We start from the raw sequence: 21,446 nt of genomic DNA, 5'->3' as shown, positions 1-21,446 counted from the left end.
AATAGTTCGATGAGTTTATCATTTGAGTTTCAAACTATTACCTAAACAAGAGGGAGTGGGTTTCCCCTACTCCTTCTAGTAATATGTTAATTATTTTGTTTGCTCTTCAACGTAGGCAACCAAGTCACCAACTGTTTTCAAGTTATCTTCTGCTTCGATTTGGATATCGAAAGCATCTTCGATTTCAGAGATTACTTGGAACAAGTCCAATGAATCTGCATCCAAATCATCAAAAGTAGATTCAAGTGTTACTTCTGATGCGTCTTTCCCAAGTTCTTCAACGATAATTTCTTGTACTTTTTCAAATACTGCCATGATAGGACTCCTTTAAAATATAAAAAATTTATAACTATGTGTTTACCACATGATTACCTAGATTGTAAGAATGAGTGTGCCCCATGTCAAACCTCCACCGAAGCCTGATAGGAGAATCGTCTGGCTACCATCTAAACGAATCATGCCATTCTCCACACACTCTGAAAGCAAAATCGGGATACTTGCTGCACTGGTATTTCCATACTCCATCATATTGGCAGGAAGCTTTTCTCGGTCTACACCGATTTTCTTAGCCATTTTATCCAAAATACGGATATTTGCCTGGTGAAGCAAGAGATAATCCAATTCCGATGCTGCGATTGGACCATTTTCAATGGTCTCTTTGATTGACCTAGCAACATCTCGATTTGCAAAATCAAAAACTGCTCGTCCATCCATCTTCAAAAAAGCAGGAACTGCTTCTTGATCTGAGAAAGGAGAAGCCAAAGCCGTTTGACCATAGGTCAAACACTCGCTCCGAGAGCCATCTGTATAGAGACTTTCCACGAGGAAGTGCCGTGTTTCGCTCGTTTCCAAGAGAACGCCACCAGCACCATCTCCAAAGAGAACGGCTGTCGAACGATCAGACCAATCAACTGCCTTGGATAAGGTTTCAGCCCCGATAACAATCCCTTTTTTGAACTGTCCAGAACTTAAAAACTTTTCTGCAGTTGAGAGAGCGAATACAAAGCCACTGCAAGCTGCTGTCAGATCAAAGGCGAAAGCTCTATGCGCTCTGATATTCGCCTGAACTCGAGCTGCTGTGGAAGGCATCATCGAGTCTGGGGTAATCGTCGCTACAATGATAAAATCAATCTGATCCGCTGTTAAGCTCCCTTTATCTAGCAAGCTCTTCGCAACTTCTGTCGCCAAGTCACTTGTAGATTCCGTTTTTGAAATATGTCTCTGTTTAATTCCTGTCCGACTTGAAATCCACTCATCGCTTGTATCCATGATTTGAGCCAAGTCCTGATTAGTGACCACTTGCTCTGGAACATAATGAGCAACCTGGCTTATTTTTGCAAAAGCCATTATTTCAAATCCTCCAAAAATTGATAAAGATTAGTCAAGCCCCTGCCCATCACTTCTATTTCTTCAGAACTCATACCATCGATAATTTTTTCGACCATGGCCTTGTGGAAACGTTTATGAAGGCGGTGAACCAAACGACCTTTCTTTGTCAAATGCAGATAGACCACACGACGATCCTGATCAGAACGAATGCGCTCAACATAACCTTTTCTTTCGAGATTATTCAAGCTGGTCGTAACAGTTCCAAGAGTGACCATCAGTTCTTTAGAAACCTTACTTGGTGTCGCCTCTGGGAACTTGCCAATCACATCAATCGTGTGCATTTCTTTGATGGAGATGTCTTTGAAACGACTACCTCGTAAGCTAACCTCCTCAATCACAAGGACATTATTAAAAATAGATGTTAAATACTCATTCACTTGTTGGTAGTCCAAAGTATTCCCTCCTTCTCAAAAAAACTTTTGTATTCAAAACATTTGACAAAAAAAGTATATCAAACTTCAAAGAATTGCGCAAGTATTTTTTTATTTTCCTGAAAATTTTGGTCGTCTTCTTTCAGAATGAGCTCGAACTCCTTCTTTAAAATCTTCAGTTAAAGACAAAGATTCTTGCAGTTTCAATTCCAGTTCAGCATAATTCTGCCAATCCTTAAATTGGCTTTCCCAAACCAACTTTTTAATGGCTGCGTATGAGTTTGCTGAGCCTCGTCTTAATTTCTTCAGAACTTGTTCTCTTGTCTTTTCTAGCTTATCTGCCTCGCAAACACGGTATACCACGCCCCATTCCAGTGCTTTTTCCGCAGTCAAAGCTTCTCCTGTCATGGCAAGTTGCGCAGCCCGTGTTACTCCGATACTACGACTCAAGAGATGGATCCCACCAGCGTCTGGCGCCAATCCCACTCCAACAAAGGCTTGGATAAATTTTGCCTTATCAGTCGCCAAACAAAAATCGACTGCTACTGCCATATTGGCTGCAGCACCAGCAACTGCTCCATCTACCTCCATCAAAACAGGTTTAGGGATCTGCTTAATTTTATAGGAGATTGTATTGACTAATTCTGCAATCTTATTCAAAGAAGGAATGTCATCCTCATCCACTGCACGCTTCATCTCAACCAAATCTCCCCCAACTGAAAAGACCTTCCCATTCGCGTTAATCAAGATAAACTGAACAGCTTGATCCTGTTCTGCTAAGGTTAAAGCTTCTAAAATCTCCTCACACATTGGGATATGGAAACCATTTGCCACTTCGGGACGATTCAAAGTAATGATAGCAAGATCATCTAGGATCTGATATAGGATATGATTCATAGCTTCTCCTTTTATAAGGTGATAAAATTATTTCATTGTCAAAGTATACCTTTTTTTAGATAAAGAGGCAAGAGAAAACCAATCGAAAGTGTCTCGGCTGATCAAAACGCTCACTTTATCCTAAAGACTATACTATTTTCTTCATTGAAAAAAGGCCCTCTTTCTGCTATAATCGTATAAAATACTTACTTGAGGAGTCCCTATGAAGGTTGTAAAATTTGGCGGAAGCTCTCTTGCCTCTGCTAGTCAGTTAGAAAAAGTTTTAAACATCGTTAAAAGCGATAAAGAGCGCCGTTTTGTGGTCGTTTCTGCACCGGGTAAACGCAATTCTGAGGATACCAAGGTTACAGATGCCTTGATCAAATACTATCGTGATTATGTAGCAGGAAATGATATCAGCAAGAGCCAAAACTGGATCATCGATCGCTATGCGGCTATGGTGAGCGAACTAGGCTTAAAACCATCAGTTCTAGAAAAAATTTCTAAAAGCATCCGTGCCTTAGCGACTCTTCCTATTGAGGAAAATGACTTTCTCTATGACACCTTCCTAGCAGCTGGAGAAAACAACAATGCCAAACTTATCGCAGCTTACTTTAACCAAAACGGCATCGATGCGCGCTATGTTCACCCTAGAGAAGCGGGAATTATCGTAACAAGCGAACCTGGGAATGCTCGCATCATTCCCTCTAGTTATGACAAGATTGAAGGCTTGGCTGACAGCAACGAAGTCCTTGTTATTCCTGGTTTCTTTGGGGTCACTAAAGAAAATCAAATCTGTACCTTCTCCCGTGGTGGATCCGACATAACTGGTTCCATCATCGCTGCCGGTGTTAAGGCTGATCTCTATGAAAACTTTACGGACGTAGACGGTATCTTTGCTGCCCATCCAGGTATCATTCACCAGCCTCATTCTATCCCTGAATTGACCTACCGTGAAATGCGTGAGTTGGCTTATGCTGGATTTTCAGTTCTTCATGATGAAGCTCTTCTACCCGCTTACCGTGGGAAAATTCCTCTCGTTATCAAAAACACCAATAACCCTGACCATCCGGGTACTCGTATCGTTCTAAAGCATAGCAGTGATAAATTCCCAGTCGTTGGAATCGCTGGTGATTCTGGCTTTGTCAGCATCAACATGTCGAAATACCTCATGAACCGTGAAGTTGGATTTGGACGCAAGGTTCTGCAAATTCTCGAAGATCTTAACATCGGATGGGAACACATGCCAACAGGTATCGACGATCTTTCGATCATTCTCCGCTCCCGTGAGTTGACTCCTATCAAAGAAGAAGAAATTCTACGTCAGCTCGTTCAAAAGGCTGAAGTGGACCATGCCGAAATCGAACATGACCTTTCAATCATTATGATTGTCGGAGAAAAGATGAAGAGTCATATCGGGGTAACTGCTACTGCAACACGTGCTTTGTCTGAGAATAAAATCAACATCCAGATGATGTCCCAAGGTTCAAGTGAAGTTTCCATCATGTTTGTTGTCAATAAAGATCAAGAAAAAGCAGCTATCAAGGCTCTCTACCATGCCTTTTTCGATGAAAGTAAGGAAGACTGATCATGGCCCAATCTCTCAATAAAGTCATTGACCTCCAAACCACTGGAACATCTTACCTCTCTATCTCTGGAAAGGTTGGAAAATTTCTAGTCGGGAATCAAGCCTTAGAGTTTTATCCTGATGTCAACGTCGAACAATATATCCAAATTCCCTGGTCCAACATTCAGCAAATCGGAGCCAACGTAACTGGTCGCAAAATCAGTCGCCACTTTGAAGTCTTCACTGATCAAGGAAAATTCCTCTTTGCTTCCAAAGACTCTGGAGCTATTCTCAAAATCGCTCGAGAAAAACTTGGTAATGACAAAGTTGTGAAACTTCCTACTTTACTCCAGACCATTGGACAAAAATTTAAAAATCTATTTGCAAAAAAGTAGAAACTTTAGTATAATCATAGCAACGGATAAGTAGGTTATCCTCTTCTTTCAGAAAGTCTGCGGGTGCTGCGAGCAGATAGGAGGGATAGGTGAAATTCTACCGTTATTCACAATTAAATACAGAATCAAGTGCACACCTGTGAAGTTGGATGGAACCGTGGCCCTGCCACTCCAACGCTTTGTTAGGTGTGCTTTTTTCATAAAGGAGTTCTTATGTTAGATATCAAACGTATTCGTACAGACTTTGATGCTGTCGCTGAAAAATTGGCTACACGTGGTGTAGATGCTGCAGTCTTGAACGAGATGAAAGAAATCGACGCTAAACGTCGTGACATCTTGGTCAAAGTTGAAAATCTCAAGGCAGAACGTAACACAGTTTCTGCAGAGATTGCTCAAGCCAAGCGTAATAAGGAAAATGCTGATGACAAGATTGCTGCTATGCAAGCTCTCTCTGCTGAAGTAAAATCTCTCGATGCTGAATTGGCAGAAATCGATGCTAAATTGACAGAATTTACCACTACTCTTCCAAACATCCCAGCTGACAGCGTTCCTGTTGGAGCTGATGAGGATGACAACGTCGAAGTTCGCCGTTGGGGAACTCCACGCGAGTTTGACTTTGAGCCAAAAGCTCACTGGGATCTTGGGGAAGACCTTGGTATCCTTGACTGGGAACGTGGTGGAAAAGTGACGGGGGCTCGTTTCCTCTTCTATAAAGGACTTGGGGCTCGTTTGGAACGTGCTATCTACAACTTCATGTTGGACGAGCATGGCAAAGAAGGTTATACCGAAGTCATCACTCCCTACATGGTCAACCATGATTCTATGTTTGGTACTGGTCAATATCCAAAATTCAAGGAAGACACTTTTGAATTGAAAGACACTAATTATGTCCTCATTCCTACAGCTGAAGTGCCTCTTACAAACTACTACCGTGATGAAATCCTTGATGGAAAAGACCTACCAATTTACTTCACTGCTATGAGCCCATCATTCCGTTCTGAAGCAGGTTCAGCAGGCCGTGACACACGTGGCTTGATTCGTTTGCACCAATTCCACAAGGTTGAAATGGTCAAATTTGCCAAACCAGAAGAATCTTATGAAGAATTAGAAAAAATGACAGCCAACGCTGAAAATATTCTTCAAAAGCTTAATCTTCCATACCGTGTGGTCGCGCTCTCTACTGGAGATATGGGCTTCTCAGCTGCCAAGACTTACGATTTGGAAGTTTGGATTCCAGCCCAAAATACCTACCGTGAAATCTCAAGCTGTTCAAATACAGAAGATTTCCAAGCTCGTCGTGCTCAAATCCGTTACCGTGATGAAGCCGATGGCAAAGTGAAACTCCTTCACACCTTGAACGGTTCTGGACTTGCAGTTGGACGTACAGTGGCTGCTATTCTTGAAAACTACCAAAACGCAGATGGTTCTGTGACCATCCCTGAAGTTCTTCGTCCATATATGGGTGGAGCTGAAGTTATCAAACCATAAAAAATAAGGCCTAGCTAGAAGATAGCTAGACCTTTTTTCGTAACCAAATTAGATAACCACTCAAGACAAAGAGTAAAATACTTAAGCAAAGGAGGGTTTCAGCCAATATCAAATAATCCAGAAAAGGAAGTTTCAAAATTCCCTGAGCCATTTTAAGCGATGTAGCTGTGATGATGGTTGGGAAGGTTAAGGCTGAGAAAGCTGGTTGAAAGCCTTGTTTTAAAATATTGGGCAGGCGAGTTAAAACAAAGAAAAAGAAAGATTGAGACGCTAGGATCATGACGATCAAGAGCCATGTTGGCAAGCTTGCCCCTCCAACTCGAACTAGTGAGGCCAAGAGTAGGGAAAAGGGAGCACAGTAGATTCCTTCTTGTCCAAGCAAGGCCATTGGGAGTGGATGTTTCTTTAAATCCCTATAAATAAGCGGATAGAGATAGAAGGTCAAGACAAAACCAAAAATCAAGGTTGCATAGGCAATTTCAACGATGCCTACCAGAGGATAGGTCAAGGCAGCTACTGCTATCCCCACATAGAGCACCGTCCAGCTAGGAGTCGCATTGACTCTCTTGCCTGGACAGGCAAATTTAATGGTAAAGTAAGTGATTAAAGCGAGGTCCAAGAGAAAGGAAAACCACCAGAGCCCTTGTGATATCAAAGGAAGATGAGGAAACAAACGAAAGACATAAGTCGATAAAATCATCCCAGCCATGGGAAAAGTAGCCATTCCAGATAAAAGAGGGGGCTTGGTCAATTCTTGCTTGGTTTCTTCCCAATTAAAAAGATGAAGAATCAGAAAGAAAATACACAAAATTAAACCAGTCAGACTCAATAAATGCGACAGAACAGGCCAAGTATCCGCAATCAAGTTTCCTGCACCTGCCAAACCTAACAAACAACCAGAAAATACCAAGGGGAGTTTTTTCATGGCAACCTCCGTTAATCATATTATTATCAGTATAGCATAAAAGCCTTTAAAATAGCACAGAAAAATGAAGACTGGGTAGATCAGCCTTCATTTTTTATTTAGGATTCGAACTAGGCATAGGGTTGTAATTCTGGGTTAATAGGCGTATTGGCTAGGTTGTTAGCATAGTTGCAAAGGCTGGCTAAGCTGACACCGAGAACCACATCCAAGGCATTTTGTTGCGTGTAGCCAGCTTCCAAAAATTCAGTCAAGGCTTCATCTCCCACACGCCCTTTGGTATTGATGACCGCCAAGGTAAACTTAGCTAGAGTATCTAGTTTTGGATCTGTCTCAATTGGAGTACGGTTGCGGAGGGCTTGAAGAAGATCATCATTCATCTGGATTTGTTTGATTGAAAAGGCTGTGTGACCAGCAACGCAGAAAGCACAACCATTGGTTACAGCAGCTGTGATTTGCACTACTTCACGTTCCACTGGTGTTAAGCTATTGCGACGGTTGATGGCTCCGACAGTTCGGTAGGCTTCAAGCGCGGTAGGGGCATTGGCCAAGAGACCGATTAGGTTGGGAATATAGCCATTGTTGTCTTTTTGTACTGTTTCAAGAACTTCTTTTACTTCTGCTGGTGCTGATTCCACTGTATGGATGGTAAATGTTGTCATAAGAAACCTCTTTTCATTTTGTTGTCATTTAGTCTATCATAGAATTTTTCACTTGGATAATATATATTTTCAATCGCCTTGATAGGAACTGTCTATGAAATGAAAAAATCACACGAAAAGTGTGATTGGGTTAGTGTTTAAAATACTTTTTAGTCTCAGCAATAACGACTGGTGACAAGACCAAAAGGGCAATCAAGTTTGGCAAAGCCATCAAGGCATTGACGATATCTGCGATAATCCAGACCATATCCAGCTCGATAAATCCTCCCAACAAGACCATGACTACAAAGACCACACGGTAAAGCCAGATAAAGCGAACACCGAAGAGAAATTCAAAACAGCGTTCTCCGTAGTAGTTCCATCCAAGAATCGTCGTAAAGGCAAAGAGTACAAGGAAGATGGTCAAAAGGGCAGGTCCAAAGTGTGAAAAAACTGTTGAAAAGGCTGACTGGGTCAAGGCAACTCCATTCAAATCACCACTCCAAATCCCAGTTACCAAGATTGTTAAACCAGTCAACGTACAGATAATGAGGGTATCAATAAAGGTTCCTGTCATGGAAATCAAGCCTTGCTCGACAGGCTCATTTGTCTTAGCCGCAGCTGCTGCAATGGGAGCTGAACCAAGACCAGATTCGTTAGAGAAGACTCCTCGCGCCACACCATTTTGGATAGCCATCCGAATGCTGGCACCTGCAAAACCACCTACCGCAGCTGCTGGACTAAAGGCTGAAGTAAAGATGAGGGCAAGTGTAGCAGGGATTTTCTCGATATTAAAGAGAATAACTGTAAGAGTTCCTAAAATATAGACAATGGCCATAAAAGGAACGACTGCTGTCGAAACCTTTGAAATGGATTTGAGTCCACCAAAGACTGCAATTCCTACAAAAATAGACAAAACGAGAGCTGTGATAGCTGGTTCCACTTGAGCCGTATTTTGAATGGATTCTGTAATAGAATTGACCTGGGTAAAGGTACCAATCCCTAGAAGAGCCACCAATACACCAGCTAGGGCAAAGAAGATAGCAAGTGGACGCCACTTTTCTCCCATTCCCAAAAGGATGTAGTGCATGGGTCCTCCAGCTACAGCTCCATTTGCATCCTTCGTGCGATATTTGATGGCCAGCAAGCCTTCGGCATACTTGGTCGCCATCCCAAAGAAGGCTGCCATCCACATCCAAAAGAGGGCCCCTGGTCCTCCAACCTTAATAGCAGTTGCAACCCCGATGATATTTCCCGTACCAACGGTGGCTGCTAGAGCCGTACATAGAGCAGCAAAGCTCGATACATCGCCATGCCCCTTATCCTTGGTAAAGATCAACTGAAAGGCCTTTGGAAGACGTGCCACTTGTAAAAGGCCTAGTCGGATGGTCAAATAGATACCTGTTCCGACCAATAAGATCAAGAGGGGAGGCCCCCAAACGAAAGCATCAAGCGCTTTTAGCAATTCTAACATATCCTTCTCCTATCTTTTCAACCCCAAAAGAAAGAGCACATGCAGGATACATGTACTCTGGAATGCTTAGATAAATGCCAAAAAGCGGTCTATCTTAGCTCTGTCCTTTTACCTGAGAGTTTGAGCAGTTACCTGCCTTGCCCCTTCGGTGCCTTTACGGTCTCTCCAGAGTTCCGTCCATTTACAGTCATGGGAAATCAAACGTTTCTCCACTTCTATTAAACTTCATTCGGTGTTGGTATTTAATTTTTTATTATTTTACAAAAAATGTTGGAAGTTGTCAATGTGTTTATGAATAAAATAGAAATTAGTTCACCAGTTTTTACTGTATGAATGGCCTTATTACCCCGAAAGTAGAGCCATAATTCAATAGAAATCATAACTTTCTGATAAATTTTAAAATGTTATCTAAACTCATTTCCCACTCGGTGCTTCTCCTAAAAATTTTCGAATGGCTTCTACCATTTTCTCCGGTTCAGTTGACGAAAAAATACGACTTTTTCCTCTCAATTCATGGTTTGTATTGTCAAAAGCAAAAATTGGTTTATGTTTATTACCAATTTCTTCTACAATAGTTTCTACAACTCCACCATGATTGATATCCAAATAAAAATCCATATTATCCAAAGCTTCTTTCATATTAAAAGGATTAAAATTTGGATAAATTGATAGATTTAAAAATCGTTGCATATCAACTACACTATCAGCAAAATTTGTTGGCGCTAATATTGTAAAATGAACTTCTGATAGTTCTGTCAAAAGATATTCTATTGATTCTAAAATAGCACTATTTGTAAAAATACAAGTATGATATAACGGTGCTCTCACTAGCTCATTAAAAGAACGTCTGATAATATCTGCTTCCAATAATACATCGTTCCAATTCAAACCATAATAAAACCACCACAATTTACGAAAACGAGTCAAAGTTAAATGAGTCCATGGTTTAAACTCTGAGGTATAGTGAATAATCTTAGGTTCAGAATTTCCATAATAGTCAGATTCGTACCATTTACTGTTGCCTGTTAAATGTAAAAATTGATCCAAACCAACCATAAAGTTATACTCTTTATTCAAATGTAGCCACTGGTCACCAAAATACATGTTGAGAACGCCTTGATCTCCATAAACATGCTCATGATGTTGGACAGTTAACTCTAGTAAACTTTTTGTCGAATGATTTTCCCTCCATTTCTTCGCATCAATCAACAACATACCCGCATTAAAGGTTGTCAACCAACCATCTTGTCCAAAATCTTGAACAGCTGCAATGGCATAGCCTTGTAAGTCTAAGGAGAACAATTCATCCAATCTTGCATTTACGATCATATCTGAGTCTAAGTAGAGAACTCTGTCTTCTTGTACTTCATCTGCTATGAAATACCTAAAGAAAGTAGCATAGGATAGAATTGCATTTGGCAAGCGAAAATCACGAAGGTTGTGAGCCGTTTTTTTAACATTGACGATCTCAGAACCAATGACCTTAAGGCGATTTCTCATTAAAAGAAACCATTCACTAGGTAAATCGTCATTAAACACATAAAATTTCACTTCATGATTATGAACCGAAACGGATTTTATTACGGTTTCTACCTTATCAAGGTAATGAATATCCGCTCCAAGAGCAATCACTTTATGATACATTCTCATCACTTCTCTCCAATATCAATTTTTCCTAGTTGATAACGAATAGACATCACCAAGTTCTCTTTATCCTCTAAGCTAAATATCTGATTTTCCTATCACTGAAATGCTACCAATAATATCGCCAACCCCATTTCAGTGGTTAATATCCAATTCAGTTTTAAGCACATAATCGTTATTAGATTAATAATAAAATCAAAAACTCCCATTCCATTCTCAAATATTGAATCCTGACCAATGGTGATTTCTTACATATAACAGATTGAACAAAAATCATTAAAAATACTCTACTAGCAACTCAGCATCTAAAACTTCAATATGACGATAATCTCCAACTGACTGTACTAGATTTTTAAAATCTATCCTGCATTTCTCGACTCTTTTAAAAGTGAAATTTGCAAAAACAGTACTTCTATATTCTCACAAATCACTCCCCATTGTCATCTCTTTACAATGTATTTACCACTGACTTCGTCAATCTTATCTTCAACCTCGAATTTGTATTTTTAACTGATTGGAACTTTCGTTATAATTTATTGTTTGATTTAACCTTACTTTATAAATTACGGAATCCTTCTACCCTTTAAAAGTCACAATGGTTGCGCCACTGCCTCCAGCATTTTGTGGGGCATAGCCAAAACTCTTGACATGCTTGTTTCTTTGTAGGTATTTGGTAACACCCTCGCGGATGACTCCTGTTCCGATACCATGAATGATGTCTACTTGTGCCATGTTATTGAGCAAGGCTTGATCAATAAAGGCGTCCAGCTCATTCATGGCTTCCTCGTACCGTTTGCCACGAAGATCTAGTCTCGCCTGTGGACCACGACCAGATGCACGTTTGACTACATTAACTTGTTTTTTCTTGACTAGGGCCTCTTGCTGAGCCTGAACAAGATCAAATTCTTTCTCTTCCAAGGTCATCTTGATCAAACCAACTTGGGCCTCCCAACGGTCGTCCTTGAGCTGATTGGTCAAGGTTCCACGCTGTCCATAACTGAGGACCACAATATCATCTCCCACCTTCGGAGCTCGTTTTTTCTTGGCTTTTTGAAGGACCTTGTTTTTAGACAAGTCGACTTTTTCAGGGGCCAGTTTTTTCAGCTCAGCCTTGGCTTCAATGATTTCGTGGGGTTTAAGCTGAGACTTACTGTGGAGGTTCTTGAGAATCTGGTCACTCTCACTTAGAGCGAGTTCCACAATCTCAGCGGCTTGTTCACGCGCCTTGTTGAGCTCAGTTTCCTTTTCACGATTGAGCTCGTTGTAAAGTTTTTTGAGTGCTCGGTTCATCTTGAAGTTTTCTTGCTCGACCTCACGGATATTGTCCAAGCGTTTACGGCTTTCAAGCGTTTGTTCTTCCAATTGCTCAATGATGCGGTTGACATCATTATCTTGATCAACCTGCTGGCTGGCATCTCCCACGATGACATCTGACAAGCCCAGGCGTTTGGCAATTTCAAAGGCATTACTTCGACCGGGAACTCCCTGCATAAAGCGATAGGTTGGACGCAGGCTGGCTGTATCAAACTCCATGCTGGCATTTTGCACAAAGGCTGTCTCAATACCATAAGCCTTGAGCTCTGGATAGTGGGTCGTCGCCATAGTCTTGACCTGACGCAGACGAAGATCCTCCAGAATAGCCATAGCAAGGGCTGCACCTTCCTGTGGATCGGTACCAGCCCCGAGCTCATCTAGCAATAAGAGCGAATGTTGGTTGACCTTGCCAAGAATATCTACGATATTGGTCATGTGGCTGGAGAAAGTAGATAAGCTTTGCTCGATAGACTGCTCATCCCCGATATCTGCGAAAATCTCTTCGAAAATACCGACACGGCTCCCCCTATCAGCTAGAATGGGCAAGCCTGACTGGGCCATAAGTTGAGTCAAGCCCAGAGTTTTAAGCATGATGGTCTTCCCACCCGTATTGGGACCTGTAATGACAATGGCCGTTAATTCCTTACCAAAGTATACATCGTTTGCAACAGCATTTTTGACCAAAGGATGGCGAACATGAAGGAGTTGAATCTCTTGATTCTCTGAAAGTTGAGGAACGACTGCTTGTCTTTCTTGGATGAAACGCACTTTGGCACGAATCAAGTCTAAATGGCCGATAATCCAAGCGTCATTGGCAATCTCAGCAGCATGAGGACGGGCGCGTTCTGAGAGCTCCTGCAGGATACGAATCATCTCATAGCGTTCGTCAGCTCGTAGACTAGCGATGTCTTCGCTCAGTTTCACGACCTCACGTGGCTCGATATAGACCGTATTCCCACTGGCAGAGATGTCATGAACAACACCTGCAATCTTGTTACGATAAGTGTTTTTCACAGGTAAAACCTGACGGCCATTTCTGCTAGCGATTATGCCTTCCGTCAACATCTGCGCTTTTTGCTTGAGCAAGTCTTGCAAGACATCTCTGACTTGGCTCTCGCTATCATGGATTTTCCGACGGATGCGTGCTAGCTCTTCGCTGGCAAAATTTTCGATAAATCCTGCATCATTTAGGGCTTGGAGGCTCCCTTGCAAGTGTGGAAAATCATGCAGTTTCTCAAACCATCTCGCCAACTGCTCCAAGCGTACATTTTCAAGATTAGCATAAAAACCTTGCAACTCTCTGCTAGCCAGCAAGACCCGTTTGAGGAGTAGGAACTCCTCAATACTGAGGTCCGCCCCCATCTCCAGACGCTTGCAGACAACTGATATATCACGCGTCGCTAGGATGGTAAAGTGAGGTTGCTCCACAAAAAGCGCCTGCATTTCCTCCATCTCTGTAAAGGCTTGTTTGATCTTATCCACCTTGGCAGTTGGAGCCAAGCCTTTTAGCTCCTCTAGGCCTTGTTCTGTCAAGAGATGCGGTTCAAACAAGGCCTTGATTTTATTAAATTCTAAGGTTTCTAGTATTTTTGTATTCATATTTTTTCCTTGTATGCTGGTTTACAAGATTATAGCAACTAGAGGTTTTGACCTAGTCCTCCAATCTGTAAACAAAGGGCTAGGAAAAATCCCGCCCTTTTTATCCGATTAAATTTGTCACCCAGAGTTGTTTGATAAGGTTTGTCGTAAAAGGGATACTTTGGATGATGTGTTTAGCTACGATACTTTTTTCAAGTGAATTTTGAACGGCTGCCATAGGTACAGTTGCAAGAATGGTCAAAGCCATTTGCAAGACAAATAAGGTTACCAATAGCGACAAAGCCCCCGCACTAACCCGGAACCACTTGCCACCTAGTGTTTTAACTGGAATCAAATGAAGAAACAAACCGATAAAACGTCCGATACTGTAACAAATTCCGAAAACTAGGAGGTAGGCCAGACCCGCATAAAAGACTTTATCTAGTTGAAAAAGCTGGGCTGAAGGGAAGAAAAAGGTACCCTGCCCTTCCTGAGGATTAGCATAAGGGACAAGCAAGTGAAATTGATCTCCCAGCGATTTATAAAACTGCCCAGCAACAAAGGCTGAAATCACTGCCACGAGGAAATAATAAACTTGTAGCACCAAACCTCTACGGTAGCCGATGTAAAAACCCCAAGCTAGAACCAGTAAGAGAAGGATCGAAATCATAGGGAATCCTCAATCTTGCTCTGCTCTTGCTTGACTGCCACTAGCTTATCTCGAAGGTCTTTAAGCTCCTGCTCCTTATCGTCAAACTCAATCTCACGACTAAGCTGCGTCGATAGGCTGTTAATCGCTAAAAGAAGCGCAATGGTTTCATCATCCGCCCCAGGCATTCGTTCTTTAATTGCTTGGTATTTTTCAGTCGCAACCTTAGCGATTTCCTCCATAAAGAGGTTGTCATGCTCGGTTGTCAAGGTTAATGTCTTTTTCCCGAATGTAAACTTATATCGATTTAGATTTGCCATAAAATTCACCTCACGATATTATACCAAATTTCGCTAACTTTGTCAGTTTTTACCAATTCTCCTGCTTTTGTGGTACAATAGAAACTATGGCAAGTATCACACTCACACCAAGTGAACAGGAAATTCAGAGCTTTTTGAGTCAGTATCAGAAGGCTCTCAATCCTAGTAAAAATCCCTATATTCGCTATTTTTTGCGACTACCTCAGGCAACAGTTTCCATCTATACTTCTGGAAAAGTCCTCCTGCAGGGCGAAGCTGCTGAGCAATACGCCACTTTCTTTGGTTATCAAGTTGTAGAGGAAAATAGTGGACAAGATTTTCCTATGATTGGGACTGACGAGGTGGGAAATGGTTCCTACTTTGGTGGGCTTGCTGTCGTGGCTTCCTTCGTGACAGCTGACCAGCATGACTTCTTACGAAAACTCGGTGTGGGGGATTCAAAGACCCTGACAGACCAAAAGATTCGTCAGATTGCCCCTATCCTCAAGGAAAAAATCCAGCATCAAGCGCTCCTTCTCTCACCGAGCAAGTACAACGAAGTTATCGGAGAGCGTTACAATGCTGTTTCTGTAAAGGTTGCCCTTCACAACCAAGCTATCTTTCTCCTTCTTCAAAAAGGAGTCCAGCCAGAAAAAATCGTGATTGATGCTTTTACAAGTCCTAAAAACTATGACAAGTACTTGACGCAAGAAGCCAACCGTTTTCCCAACAAGGTTAGTTTAGAAGAAAAAGCCGAGGGCAAATATCTGGCTGTCGCAGTTAGCTCCATCATCGCGCGGGATCTCTTTCTCGAAAACTTGGAAAATCTTGGACGAGAACTAGGCTATCAACTGCCAAGTGGCGCAGGAACTGCTTCTGATAAGGTTGCTAGCAAAATCCTTCAGACCTATGGCATGAAAGGACTTCATTTCTGTGCCAAACTGCATTTTAAAAATACTGAAAAAGCCAAAGCATTGCTAGAAAGGTAAGTTATGAATTATTTTAAAACATTTCTAAAAGAGTGGGGACTCACATTCCTCATCATTATAGTAGTTGGTCTCAGTCGTCTCTTTCTCTGGACCAATGTCCGTGTGGAAGGACACTCTATGGATCCGACTCTAGCTGATGGTGAAATTCTCTTTGTCGTTCGACATCTACCCGTTGATCGCTTTGATATCGTAGTTGCTCATGAAGATGATGGAAATAAAGACATCGTTAAACGTGTCATCGGCATGCCCGGTGATACCATTCGCTACGAAAACGATAAACTTTATGTCAACGATAAAGAAACGGACGAACCCTACCTAGCAGACTACCTCCAACAGTTTAAAAATGACAAACTTCAGAGCACCTATTCAGGGAAAGGCTTTGAAGGGGATAAGGGTGTCTATTTTAGAAGCCTTGCTCAGAAAGCTCAGGCCTTTACTGTCGATGTAAATTTCAACACTAGCTTCAGCTTTACCGTACCCGAGGGTGAGTACCTCCTCCTTGGAGATGACCGTTTGGTTTCTAGCGACAGTCGCCATGTTGGAACCTTTAAAGCCAGTCAAATCAAAGGAGAAGCCAAATTCCGTTTCTGGCCACTCAACCGTATCGGAATCTTTTAAAATCAGCAACTAGATGCTGTGATAGTCTTTTTGAGTTAGCTTTTAGAATTAGATTGCAACTTGGCAATATCTTGTACCAAGTCCCAAATCCAAGGAAAGCCTAACTGGAAGCTCTATCCCAGCTCTTTTTCTATCAAAAAGGAAATCTATGGAAGTTTATTTTTCAGGCACCATTGAACGCATTATTTTTGAAAATCCCAGTAATTTTTATCGTATCCTCCTCCTAGATATCGAAGATACCAATGCTGAGGACTTTGACGATTTTGAAATCATCGTTACAGGAACCATGGCTGACGTGATTGAGGGCGAAGACTACACTTTTTGGGGACAAATCGTTCAACACTCCAAGTACGGAGAACAACTACAAATCAGCCGTTATGAACGGGCAAAACCAACTAAAAAAGGGCTAGTTAAGTACTTTTCGAGTAGCCACTTCAAGGGAATTGGTCTCAAAACGGCTCAAAAAATCGTGGATTGCTATGGTGACAATACCATAGACGAAATTCTGGAACATCCTGAAAAGCTAGAAGGCATCTCAGGACTCTCTGCCCAAAACCGTGAGGCTTTCGTCTCTACCCTCCGTCTCAACTATGGGACAGAGATGGTCTTGGCAAAACTTGCCAACTACGGTATTCCCAATAAACTAGCCTTTCAGATTCAAGACTTTTACAAGGAAGAAACTCTCGATATTGTCGAAAATTATCCCTACCAGCTGGTCGAGGATATCAAGGGTTTGGGTTTTACCATTGCTGACCAACTAGCGGAGGAACTAGGCATCGAAAGTCAGGCTCCCGAGCGCTTTCGTGCTGGCCTTGTCCACAGTCTCTTTCAAGGCTGTATGGATACGGGCGATACCTACATGGAAGCCCGAGATTTGTTGGAACAGACCCTGACTCTCCTCGAGTCTTCCCGACCCGTGGAATTGGACCCCAGCCAAGTTGCCCAAGAACTCTCCTACCTCATCGAAGAAGACAAGGTTCAGCAGATTGATACCAAAATCTTTGATAACAGCCTCTTTTTCGCTGAGGAAGGCATTCGCAGTCACTTGGTTCGTATTCTTGAAAAAGGAAAGAAACAAAGTCAGGATTTGGAAACCATTCAAAAGCATATCGCTAGTGTTGAGGAAGAACTGGGTATTGAGTATGATAGCATCCAAAAGCAGGCTATCTGTGACGCCATCCAGAACAAGGTCTTTATCCTAACAGGTGGGCCTGGTACAGGTAAGACGACTGTTATCAATGGGATTATCGCTGTCTATGCCCTTTTAGAAGGATTTGACCTCAGGAAGAAAAGCAACTTACCTATCCTTCTAACAGCCCCAACTGGTCGAGCAGCTCGACGCATGAATGAATTGACAGGTTTGCCTAGCGCGACCATACACCGCCATTTGGGAATGATGGGTGATGATGATACCAGCCATCTGGAAGATTATCTAGATGCCGACTTTATCATAGTAGATGAGTTTTCTATGGTGGATACTTGGCTAGCCAACCAACTCTTCTCTAACATCTCCTCTAACAGTAAAATCCTCATCGTGGGAGACAGTGACCAGCTACCGTCTGTCAGTCCTGGACAAGTCCTTGCAGACCTGCTCCAGATACCCCTGATACCTCAGACGCGCTTGGAACGGATTTACCGTCAGAGTGAAGAATCAACTATCGTCACCTTGGCTAGTCAGATTCGACAAGGAATCTTGCCAGCTGACTTTACCCAGAAAAAGGCAGATCGCTCCTACTTTGAAATTGCTAGTGGTCATATCCCTGCAACGATTGAAAAGATTCTCGGTGCCGCCCTCAGAAGTGGCATTGCTGCTCGTGATATTCAGGTACTGGCGCCTATGTATCGAGGAACTGCTGGTATTGACGCCATCAACCAACTCATGCAAGACCTCCTTAACCCACTACAAAAAGATCAACTCAGTTTTGAAGCTCCCCAGTGCCACTATCGAACAGGGGACAAGGTTATTCACCTAGTCAACGACGCCGAAGTCAATGTCTTTAACGGAGACCTAGGCTATATCACAGATTTGATTTCTGGAAAATACACCGAGTCCAAACAAGACGAGATTGTCATTGATTTTGACGGCAATGAAGTCGTCTACCCACGTAACGAATGGTACAAGATTCGACTAGCCTATGCCATGAGTATCCATAAGTCTCAGGGAAGTGAGTTTCCCGTTGTCATCCTGCCCATCACCAGTGCTAGCAAGCGCATGCTGGAACGCAATCTCATCTATACAGCCATTACACGGGCCAAAAGCAAGCTCATCCTTCTTGGCGAATTACAGGCCTTTGACTATGCAGTCAAGCATATAGGAACTGCCCGTAAGACCTATCTGATTGAGCGCTTCAGTGATTTAATTGAAAATAATATTGAAGAAAGTAAACAAGCCTTCTCTGAAACTGCCACATCAAGTGACTCTGAACAATCCTACATCCTCACCGAGAAAAACTGGTCCAGCATCCCCGCTATGATTGGGATTACAGATGCAGACCTCAAAGAGATTTTTGAAAAATAGTGCATCAGAAAACCCACCTAGTTAGGTGGGCTTTTTCTCTTTTAAGATTATTTTACTGTTGCTGTACTTGTGATCAATTCAACAGCTTTTTTGATTGCGATATCGTGTTTCAACATATCAGCTGAAAGCAAGTTTTGTACTTGTGCCACTTCCATGTTGTAAGTTGCAGCCAATTGTTCGATTTCTTTTTGGATTTCTTCTTCAGTAGCGTCAAATCCTTCAGCCTTCGCAACTGCTTCGATAACAAGGTTAGTCTTAGTGCGTGACTCAGCTTCTGCTTCGTATTGTTTGTGAAGGTCTTCTTGAGTAGTTCCAGTGATTTGGAAGTACATGTCAGGGTTGATACCTTGACGTTGCAAGTTTCCAAGGAATTCATTTACTGAGCGGTGAACTTCTTCGTGGATCATTTCTTCTGGAAGTTCTACGATTTCAGCGTTTTCTACAGCTTTATCGATTGCTGCACCTTCAAGGGCATCTTTGTATGCTTCTTCTTTCGCAGCAGTCAATTCTTTGCGGTATTTTTCTTTCAATTCGTCAAGAGTTTCCACTTCTTCGTCGATGTCTTTTGCAAGTTCATCGTCAAGAGCTGGAACTTCTTTTGCTTTTACTTCGTGAATAGTTGTTACGAATTTAGCTTCTTTACCTGCAAGGTCTTCTGCTTGGTAGTCTTCTGGGAATGTTACAATAACGTCAACAGTTTCGCCAGCTGAGTGTCCAACCAATTGGTCTTCAAAACCAGGAATGAATTGACCTGATCCAAGTCCAAGTGAGAAGTTTTCACCTTTTCCACCGTCGAACTCAACACCGTCGATAGAACCAACGAAGTCGATGACAACAGTGTCGCCATTTTCAGCAGCGCCTTCTTTGATAACCAATTCAGCCAAGTTGTTGCGTTCGCGTTCGATACGCTCTTCAACGTCAGCATCTGTTACTTCTTTTTCTGCATCTACTGATACTTCAAGATTTTTATAGTCACCCAATTTAACTTCAGGTTTTGTCACGACTTCAGCAGTGATAACCCAGTCTTGACCTTTTTCCATTGAAGTGACATCAATTTTTGGTTGTGCAACGACTTCAAGACCAGCTTCTTTTACTGCAGCTTCATAAGCGTTTGGCAAAAGAGCATTCAACACATCTTGGTAAAGTGTTTCTTCACCAAATTTTTTATCAAAGATAGGACGTGGAAGGTGACCTTTACGGAAACCTGGAACGTTAAGAGTTTTCTTTACTGAGTTAAATACACGGTCCACTTCTGGTTTGATTTGGTCTTGAGAGATTGTGAAAGTCAAGACACCACGGTTTGTTTCTTTGTTTTCAAATGATACAGACATTCTGTCATTTCTCCTTAAATTTTTTTAAATACAGTCTATTATAACATAAACGGGCGACTTTTTTCAAGTAATGAATGCGCTTTTCAATAGTGCTAGAGGTACTTGCTCGCTTCCCTGATACTAAGTTCAGCCATTCTCTTCTTATTTTTCTCAATATAACGTGCTACCCATTCGGGATTGGTTTTAGAGTAGTCTCTTAGAGCCCAGCCGATGGCTTTGTTGATAAAAAATTCTGTCTGGTCCAGATTGTTTAGCAGGATCTTTTCCATCAGTTGGACATTTGTTTTCTCTTTCCTTAACAACTGGTGATCAATAGCGACTCGTCTCAGCCAGATATTATCTGACAGGCTCCATTTTAAAATCACTTCTTCAAGTTCTGGATTGCCGGCTACCAAATTTCCTACTACTCGATCTAGGATATCTACCGTGTCCCACCAAGACTTGGTCACGACCAGGCGCTCAAGCTTAGGCAAATCGTCCTTCGTTAGATAAGACTGCATGGCTTTCAAATAGTTGGCAGCCACATATTGGTATTCTCTAGGTTCCTTTTCCCAGCAAGTGTCTACAAAATCCCAATCAATAACTTTTGTTTTTTTCGCTTCTGGAAAATACTTTTTATAGAGGGCGTTTCTTTCAGGACCTGCAATCCCTAAAAAGGGAAATTGATGGCGCATATAGGCTTCCATGGGGCCTGCCTTTTTCGGATCTTTTGCTGCTTCTAGCTCCCCAAGTAAATCTGCAAGACTCATCTAAAAATCCTCCTGCCCGACCAAGTGGTGCTGAAAGGCATAGACCGCAGCCTGGGTGCGATCACTGACCTCAAGTTTGGCTAGGATGTTGGACACATGGGTCTTGACTGTCTTGAGAGAGATGAAGAGTTCATCTGCAATACGCTGATTTTCGTAGCCCTTGGCGATGAGTTGAAGTACATCTCGCTCACGCGCAGTCAAGTCCTCATGAAGTTCCATATGATTGCGGTGGTATTCGACCTTCTTGCTGACCTCTTGTTCAATGGCCAGCTCGCCAGCAGCCACCTTACGAACAGCATGGAGCAATTCATCTGCACTAGAAGTCTTGAGCATATAACCTTTGGCACCCGCATTCAAGACTGGCATGATTTTTTCATTGTCCAAGTAAGAAGTTACAATCAAAATCTTGGCTTCAGGCCATTCTTTGAGGATGGCTAAGGTCGCGTCAATCCCATTCATCTCAGGCATGACGATATCCATGACAATGACATCTGGACGCAGTTTCAAGGCCAACTCAATACCTTGAGCCCCATTGGCAGCCTCGCCCACAACTTCCACATCGTCTTGGAGATCAAAATAGCTTTTCAAGCCCAATCGAACCATTTCATGGTCATCTACAAGTAAAATTTTCATC

Annotated in this window: 20 protein-coding genes and 1 riboswitch; of the genes, 6 read left to right on the top strand and 14 right to left on the bottom strand. The window is 42.2% G+C overall.

Features of this window, described 5'->3' with window-relative positions; translation table 11 throughout:
- Positions 1-90 precede the first annotated feature (90 nt).
- The 4 genes from K1I97_RS03845 to K1I97_RS03830 form a co-directional block, all read right to left on the bottom strand.
- Complete coding sequence (locus K1I97_RS03845) at positions 91-315, bottom strand: acyl carrier protein (RefSeq protein ID WP_000257840.1); 225 nt, start codon at positions 313-315, stop codon at positions 91-93.
- A gap of 57 nt (positions 316-372) precedes the next feature.
- Positions 373-1,347: a beta-ketoacyl-ACP synthase III gene (locus K1I97_RS03840; protein WP_223331348.1), complete on the bottom strand. Its 975-nt coding sequence runs from the start codon at positions 1,345-1,347 to the stop codon at positions 373-375.
- A complete protein-coding gene (fabT, locus tag K1I97_RS03835; protein ID WP_000386342.1) occupies positions 1,347-1,781 on the bottom strand; it encodes a fatty acid biosynthesis transcriptional regulator FabT in 435 nt (144 codons plus the stop codon). The genes K1I97_RS03840 and fabT overlap by 1 nt, the downstream gene beginning before the upstream one ends.
- Before the next feature lie 90 nt (positions 1,782-1,871).
- On the bottom strand, positions 1,872-2,657 hold the full coding sequence (locus K1I97_RS03830) for an enoyl-CoA hydratase (RefSeq protein WP_093586704.1): 786 nt from the start codon (positions 2,655-2,657) through the stop codon (positions 1,872-1,874).
- A 202-nt stretch (positions 2,658-2,859) separates the two neighbouring features.
- Between K1I97_RS03830 and K1I97_RS03825 the strand changes: the two genes are divergently transcribed.
- The 3 genes from K1I97_RS03825 (at position 2,860) to serS (ending at position 6,086) form a co-directional block, all read left to right on the top strand.
- The gene (locus tag K1I97_RS03825; RefSeq protein ID WP_000869649.1) at positions 2,860-4,224 is read left to right on the top strand and encodes an aspartate kinase; all 1,365 of its coding nucleotides are present in this window, start codon (positions 2,860-2,862) and stop codon (positions 4,222-4,224) included.
- Between the two features lie 2 nt (positions 4,225-4,226).
- Complete coding sequence (locus K1I97_RS03820) at positions 4,227-4,598, top strand: DUF956 family protein (protein WP_132973510.1); 372 nt, start codon at positions 4,227-4,229, stop codon at positions 4,596-4,598.
- Between the two features lie 213 nt (positions 4,599-4,811).
- On the top strand, positions 4,812-6,086 hold the full coding sequence (gene serS, locus K1I97_RS03815) for a serine--tRNA ligase (protein ID WP_132973508.1): 1,275 nt from the start codon (positions 4,812-4,814) through the stop codon (positions 6,084-6,086).
- Between the two features lie 25 nt (positions 6,087-6,111).
- Here the strand turns inward: serS and K1I97_RS03810 are convergent, their stop codons facing one another.
- From K1I97_RS03810 to zapA, 7 genes are all read right to left on the bottom strand, one after another.
- A complete protein-coding gene (locus tag K1I97_RS03810; RefSeq protein WP_132973506.1) occupies positions 6,112-7,011 on the bottom strand; it encodes a TDT family transporter in 900 nt (299 codons plus the stop codon).
- A gap of 110 nt (positions 7,012-7,121) precedes the next feature.
- Positions 7,122-7,670: a carboxymuconolactone decarboxylase family protein gene (locus K1I97_RS03805; RefSeq protein WP_033680925.1), complete on the bottom strand. Its 549-nt coding sequence runs from the start codon at positions 7,668-7,670 to the stop codon at positions 7,122-7,124.
- A gap of 130 nt (positions 7,671-7,800) precedes the next feature.
- Complete coding sequence (locus K1I97_RS03800; RefSeq protein ID WP_223331347.1) at positions 7,801-9,123, bottom strand: alanine/glycine:cation symporter family protein; 1,323 nt, start codon at positions 9,121-9,123, stop codon at positions 7,801-7,803.
- 90 nt (positions 9,124-9,213) lie between these two features.
- Positions 9,214-9,302: riboswitch (glycine riboswitch) on the bottom strand.
- A 235-nt stretch (positions 9,303-9,537) separates the two neighbouring features.
- Positions 9,538-10,767 (bottom strand): glycosyltransferase, encoded by a 1,230-nt coding sequence (locus K1I97_RS03795; protein ID WP_223331378.1) that lies wholly within the window; start codon positions 10,765-10,767, stop codon positions 9,538-9,540.
- 576 nt (positions 10,768-11,343) lie between these two features.
- A complete protein-coding gene (locus K1I97_RS03790) occupies positions 11,344-13,680 on the bottom strand; it encodes an endonuclease MutS2 (protein WP_223331344.1) in 2,337 nt (778 codons plus the stop codon).
- A 100-nt stretch (positions 13,681-13,780) separates the two neighbouring features.
- Entirely contained in the window at positions 13,781-14,329 is a 549-nt protein-coding gene (locus tag K1I97_RS03785) for a CvpA family protein (protein ID WP_125394717.1), read from the bottom strand.
- Entirely contained in the window at positions 14,326-14,628 is a 303-nt protein-coding gene (zapA, locus tag K1I97_RS03780; protein WP_223331343.1) for a cell division protein ZapA, read from the bottom strand. The genes K1I97_RS03785 and zapA overlap by 4 nt, the downstream gene beginning before the upstream one ends.
- Before the next feature lie 86 nt (positions 14,629-14,714).
- Between zapA and rnhC the strand changes: the two genes are divergently transcribed.
- From rnhC to recD2, 3 genes are all read left to right on the top strand, one after another.
- Positions 14,715-15,596 carry a ribonuclease HIII gene (rnhC, locus tag K1I97_RS03775; protein WP_223331341.1) on the top strand — a complete coding sequence of 294 codons (882 nt, stop codon included), beginning with the start codon at positions 14,715-14,717 and terminating at the stop codon, positions 15,594-15,596.
- A 3-nt stretch (positions 15,597-15,599) separates the two neighbouring features.
- Positions 15,600-16,214 carry a signal peptidase I gene (lepB, locus tag K1I97_RS03770; protein ID WP_125844723.1) on the top strand — a complete coding sequence of 205 codons (615 nt, stop codon included), beginning with the start codon at positions 15,600-15,602 and terminating at the stop codon, positions 16,212-16,214.
- 148 nt (positions 16,215-16,362) lie between these two features.
- Positions 16,363-18,732, top strand: coding sequence for an SF1B family DNA helicase RecD2 (gene recD2, locus K1I97_RS03765; protein ID WP_223331339.1), 2,370 nt, complete (start codon positions 16,363-16,365; stop codon positions 18,730-18,732).
- Between the two features lie 47 nt (positions 18,733-18,779).
- Here the strand turns inward: recD2 and tig are convergent, their stop codons facing one another.
- The 3 genes from tig to K1I97_RS03750 form a co-directional block, all read right to left on the bottom strand.
- The gene (gene tig, locus K1I97_RS03760; protein ID WP_223331338.1) at positions 18,780-20,063 is read right to left on the bottom strand and encodes a trigger factor; all 1,284 of its coding nucleotides are present in this window, start codon (positions 20,061-20,063) and stop codon (positions 18,780-18,782) included.
- Between the two features lie 92 nt (positions 20,064-20,155).
- Positions 20,156-20,812 carry a DNA alkylation repair protein gene (locus K1I97_RS03755; protein WP_223331337.1) on the bottom strand — a complete coding sequence of 219 codons (657 nt, stop codon included), beginning with the start codon at positions 20,810-20,812 and terminating at the stop codon, positions 20,156-20,158.
- Positions 20,813-21,445 carry a response regulator transcription factor gene (locus K1I97_RS03750; protein ID WP_223331335.1) on the bottom strand — a complete coding sequence of 211 codons (633 nt, stop codon included), beginning with the start codon at positions 21,443-21,445 and terminating at the stop codon, positions 20,813-20,815.
- Position 21,446 lies beyond the last annotated feature (1 nt).

Origin of the sequence: Streptococcus oralis (genome assembly GCF_019929345.1) — a bacterium.
Lineage (GTDB): Bacteria > Bacillota > Bacilli > Lactobacillales > Streptococcaceae > Streptococcus.
Note: the sequence above shows the minus strand (reverse complement) of the source record. Positions and strands in the feature narration are given on the sequence as shown.

Excerpts from the sequence above, each read along its gene's own strand:
- K1I97_RS03755 (WP_223331337.1), bottom strand. The coding sequence starts at position 20,812 with ATGAGTCTTGCAGATTTACTTGGGGAGCTAGAAGCAGCAAAAGATCCG.
- K1I97_RS03785 (WP_125394717.1), bottom strand. The coding sequence starts at position 14,329 with ATGATTTCGATCCTTCTCTTACTGGTTCTAGCTTGGGGTTTTTACATC.
- K1I97_RS03790 (WP_223331344.1), bottom strand. The coding sequence starts at position 13,680 with ATGAATACAAAAATACTAGAAACCTTAGAATTTAATAAAATCAAGGCC.
- recD2 (WP_223331339.1), top strand. The coding sequence starts at position 16,363 with ATGGAAGTTTATTTTTCAGGCACCATTGAACGCATTATTTTTGAAAAT.
- rnhC (WP_223331341.1), top strand. The coding sequence starts at position 14,715 with ATGGCAAGTATCACACTCACACCAAGTGAACAGGAAATTCAGAGCTTT.
- K1I97_RS03845 (WP_000257840.1), bottom strand. The coding sequence starts at position 315 with ATGGCAGTATTTGAAAAAGTACAAGAAATTATCGTTGAAGAACTTGGG.
- lepB (WP_125844723.1), top strand. The coding sequence starts at position 15,600 with ATGAATTATTTTAAAACATTTCTAAAAGAGTGGGGACTCACATTCCTC.
- K1I97_RS03750 (WP_223331335.1), bottom strand. The coding sequence starts at position 21,445 with ATGAAAATTTTACTTGTAGATGACCATGAAATGGTTCGATTGGGCTTG.
- K1I97_RS03830 (WP_093586704.1), bottom strand. The coding sequence starts at position 2,657 with ATGAATCATATCCTATATCAGATCCTAGATGATCTTGCTATCATTACT.
- serS (WP_132973508.1), top strand. The coding sequence starts at position 4,812 with ATGTTAGATATCAAACGTATTCGTACAGACTTTGATGCTGTCGCTGAA.
- K1I97_RS03805 (WP_033680925.1), bottom strand. The coding sequence starts at position 7,670 with ATGACAACATTTACCATCCATACAGTGGAATCAGCACCAGCAGAAGTA.
- K1I97_RS03800 (WP_223331347.1), bottom strand. The coding sequence starts at position 9,123 with ATGTTAGAATTGCTAAAAGCGCTTGATGCTTTCGTTTGGGGGCCTCCC.
- zapA (WP_223331343.1), bottom strand. The coding sequence starts at position 14,628 with ATGGCAAATCTAAATCGATATAAGTTTACATTCGGGAAAAAGACATTA.
- K1I97_RS03840 (WP_223331348.1), bottom strand. The coding sequence starts at position 1,347 with ATGGCTTTTGCAAAAATAAGCCAGGTTGCTCATTATGTTCCAGAGCAA.
- K1I97_RS03810 (WP_132973506.1), bottom strand. The coding sequence starts at position 7,011 with ATGAAAAAACTCCCCTTGGTATTTTCTGGTTGTTTGTTAGGTTTGGCA.
- K1I97_RS03825 (WP_000869649.1), top strand. The coding sequence starts at position 2,860 with ATGAAGGTTGTAAAATTTGGCGGAAGCTCTCTTGCCTCTGCTAGTCAG.
- K1I97_RS03820 (WP_132973510.1), top strand. The coding sequence starts at position 4,227 with ATGGCCCAATCTCTCAATAAAGTCATTGACCTCCAAACCACTGGAACA.
- tig (WP_223331338.1), bottom strand. The coding sequence starts at position 20,063 with ATGTCTGTATCATTTGAAAACAAAGAAACAAACCGTGGTGTCTTGACT.
- K1I97_RS03795 (WP_223331378.1), bottom strand. The coding sequence starts at position 10,767 with ATGTATCATAAAGTGATTGCTCTTGGAGCGGATATTCATTACCTTGAT.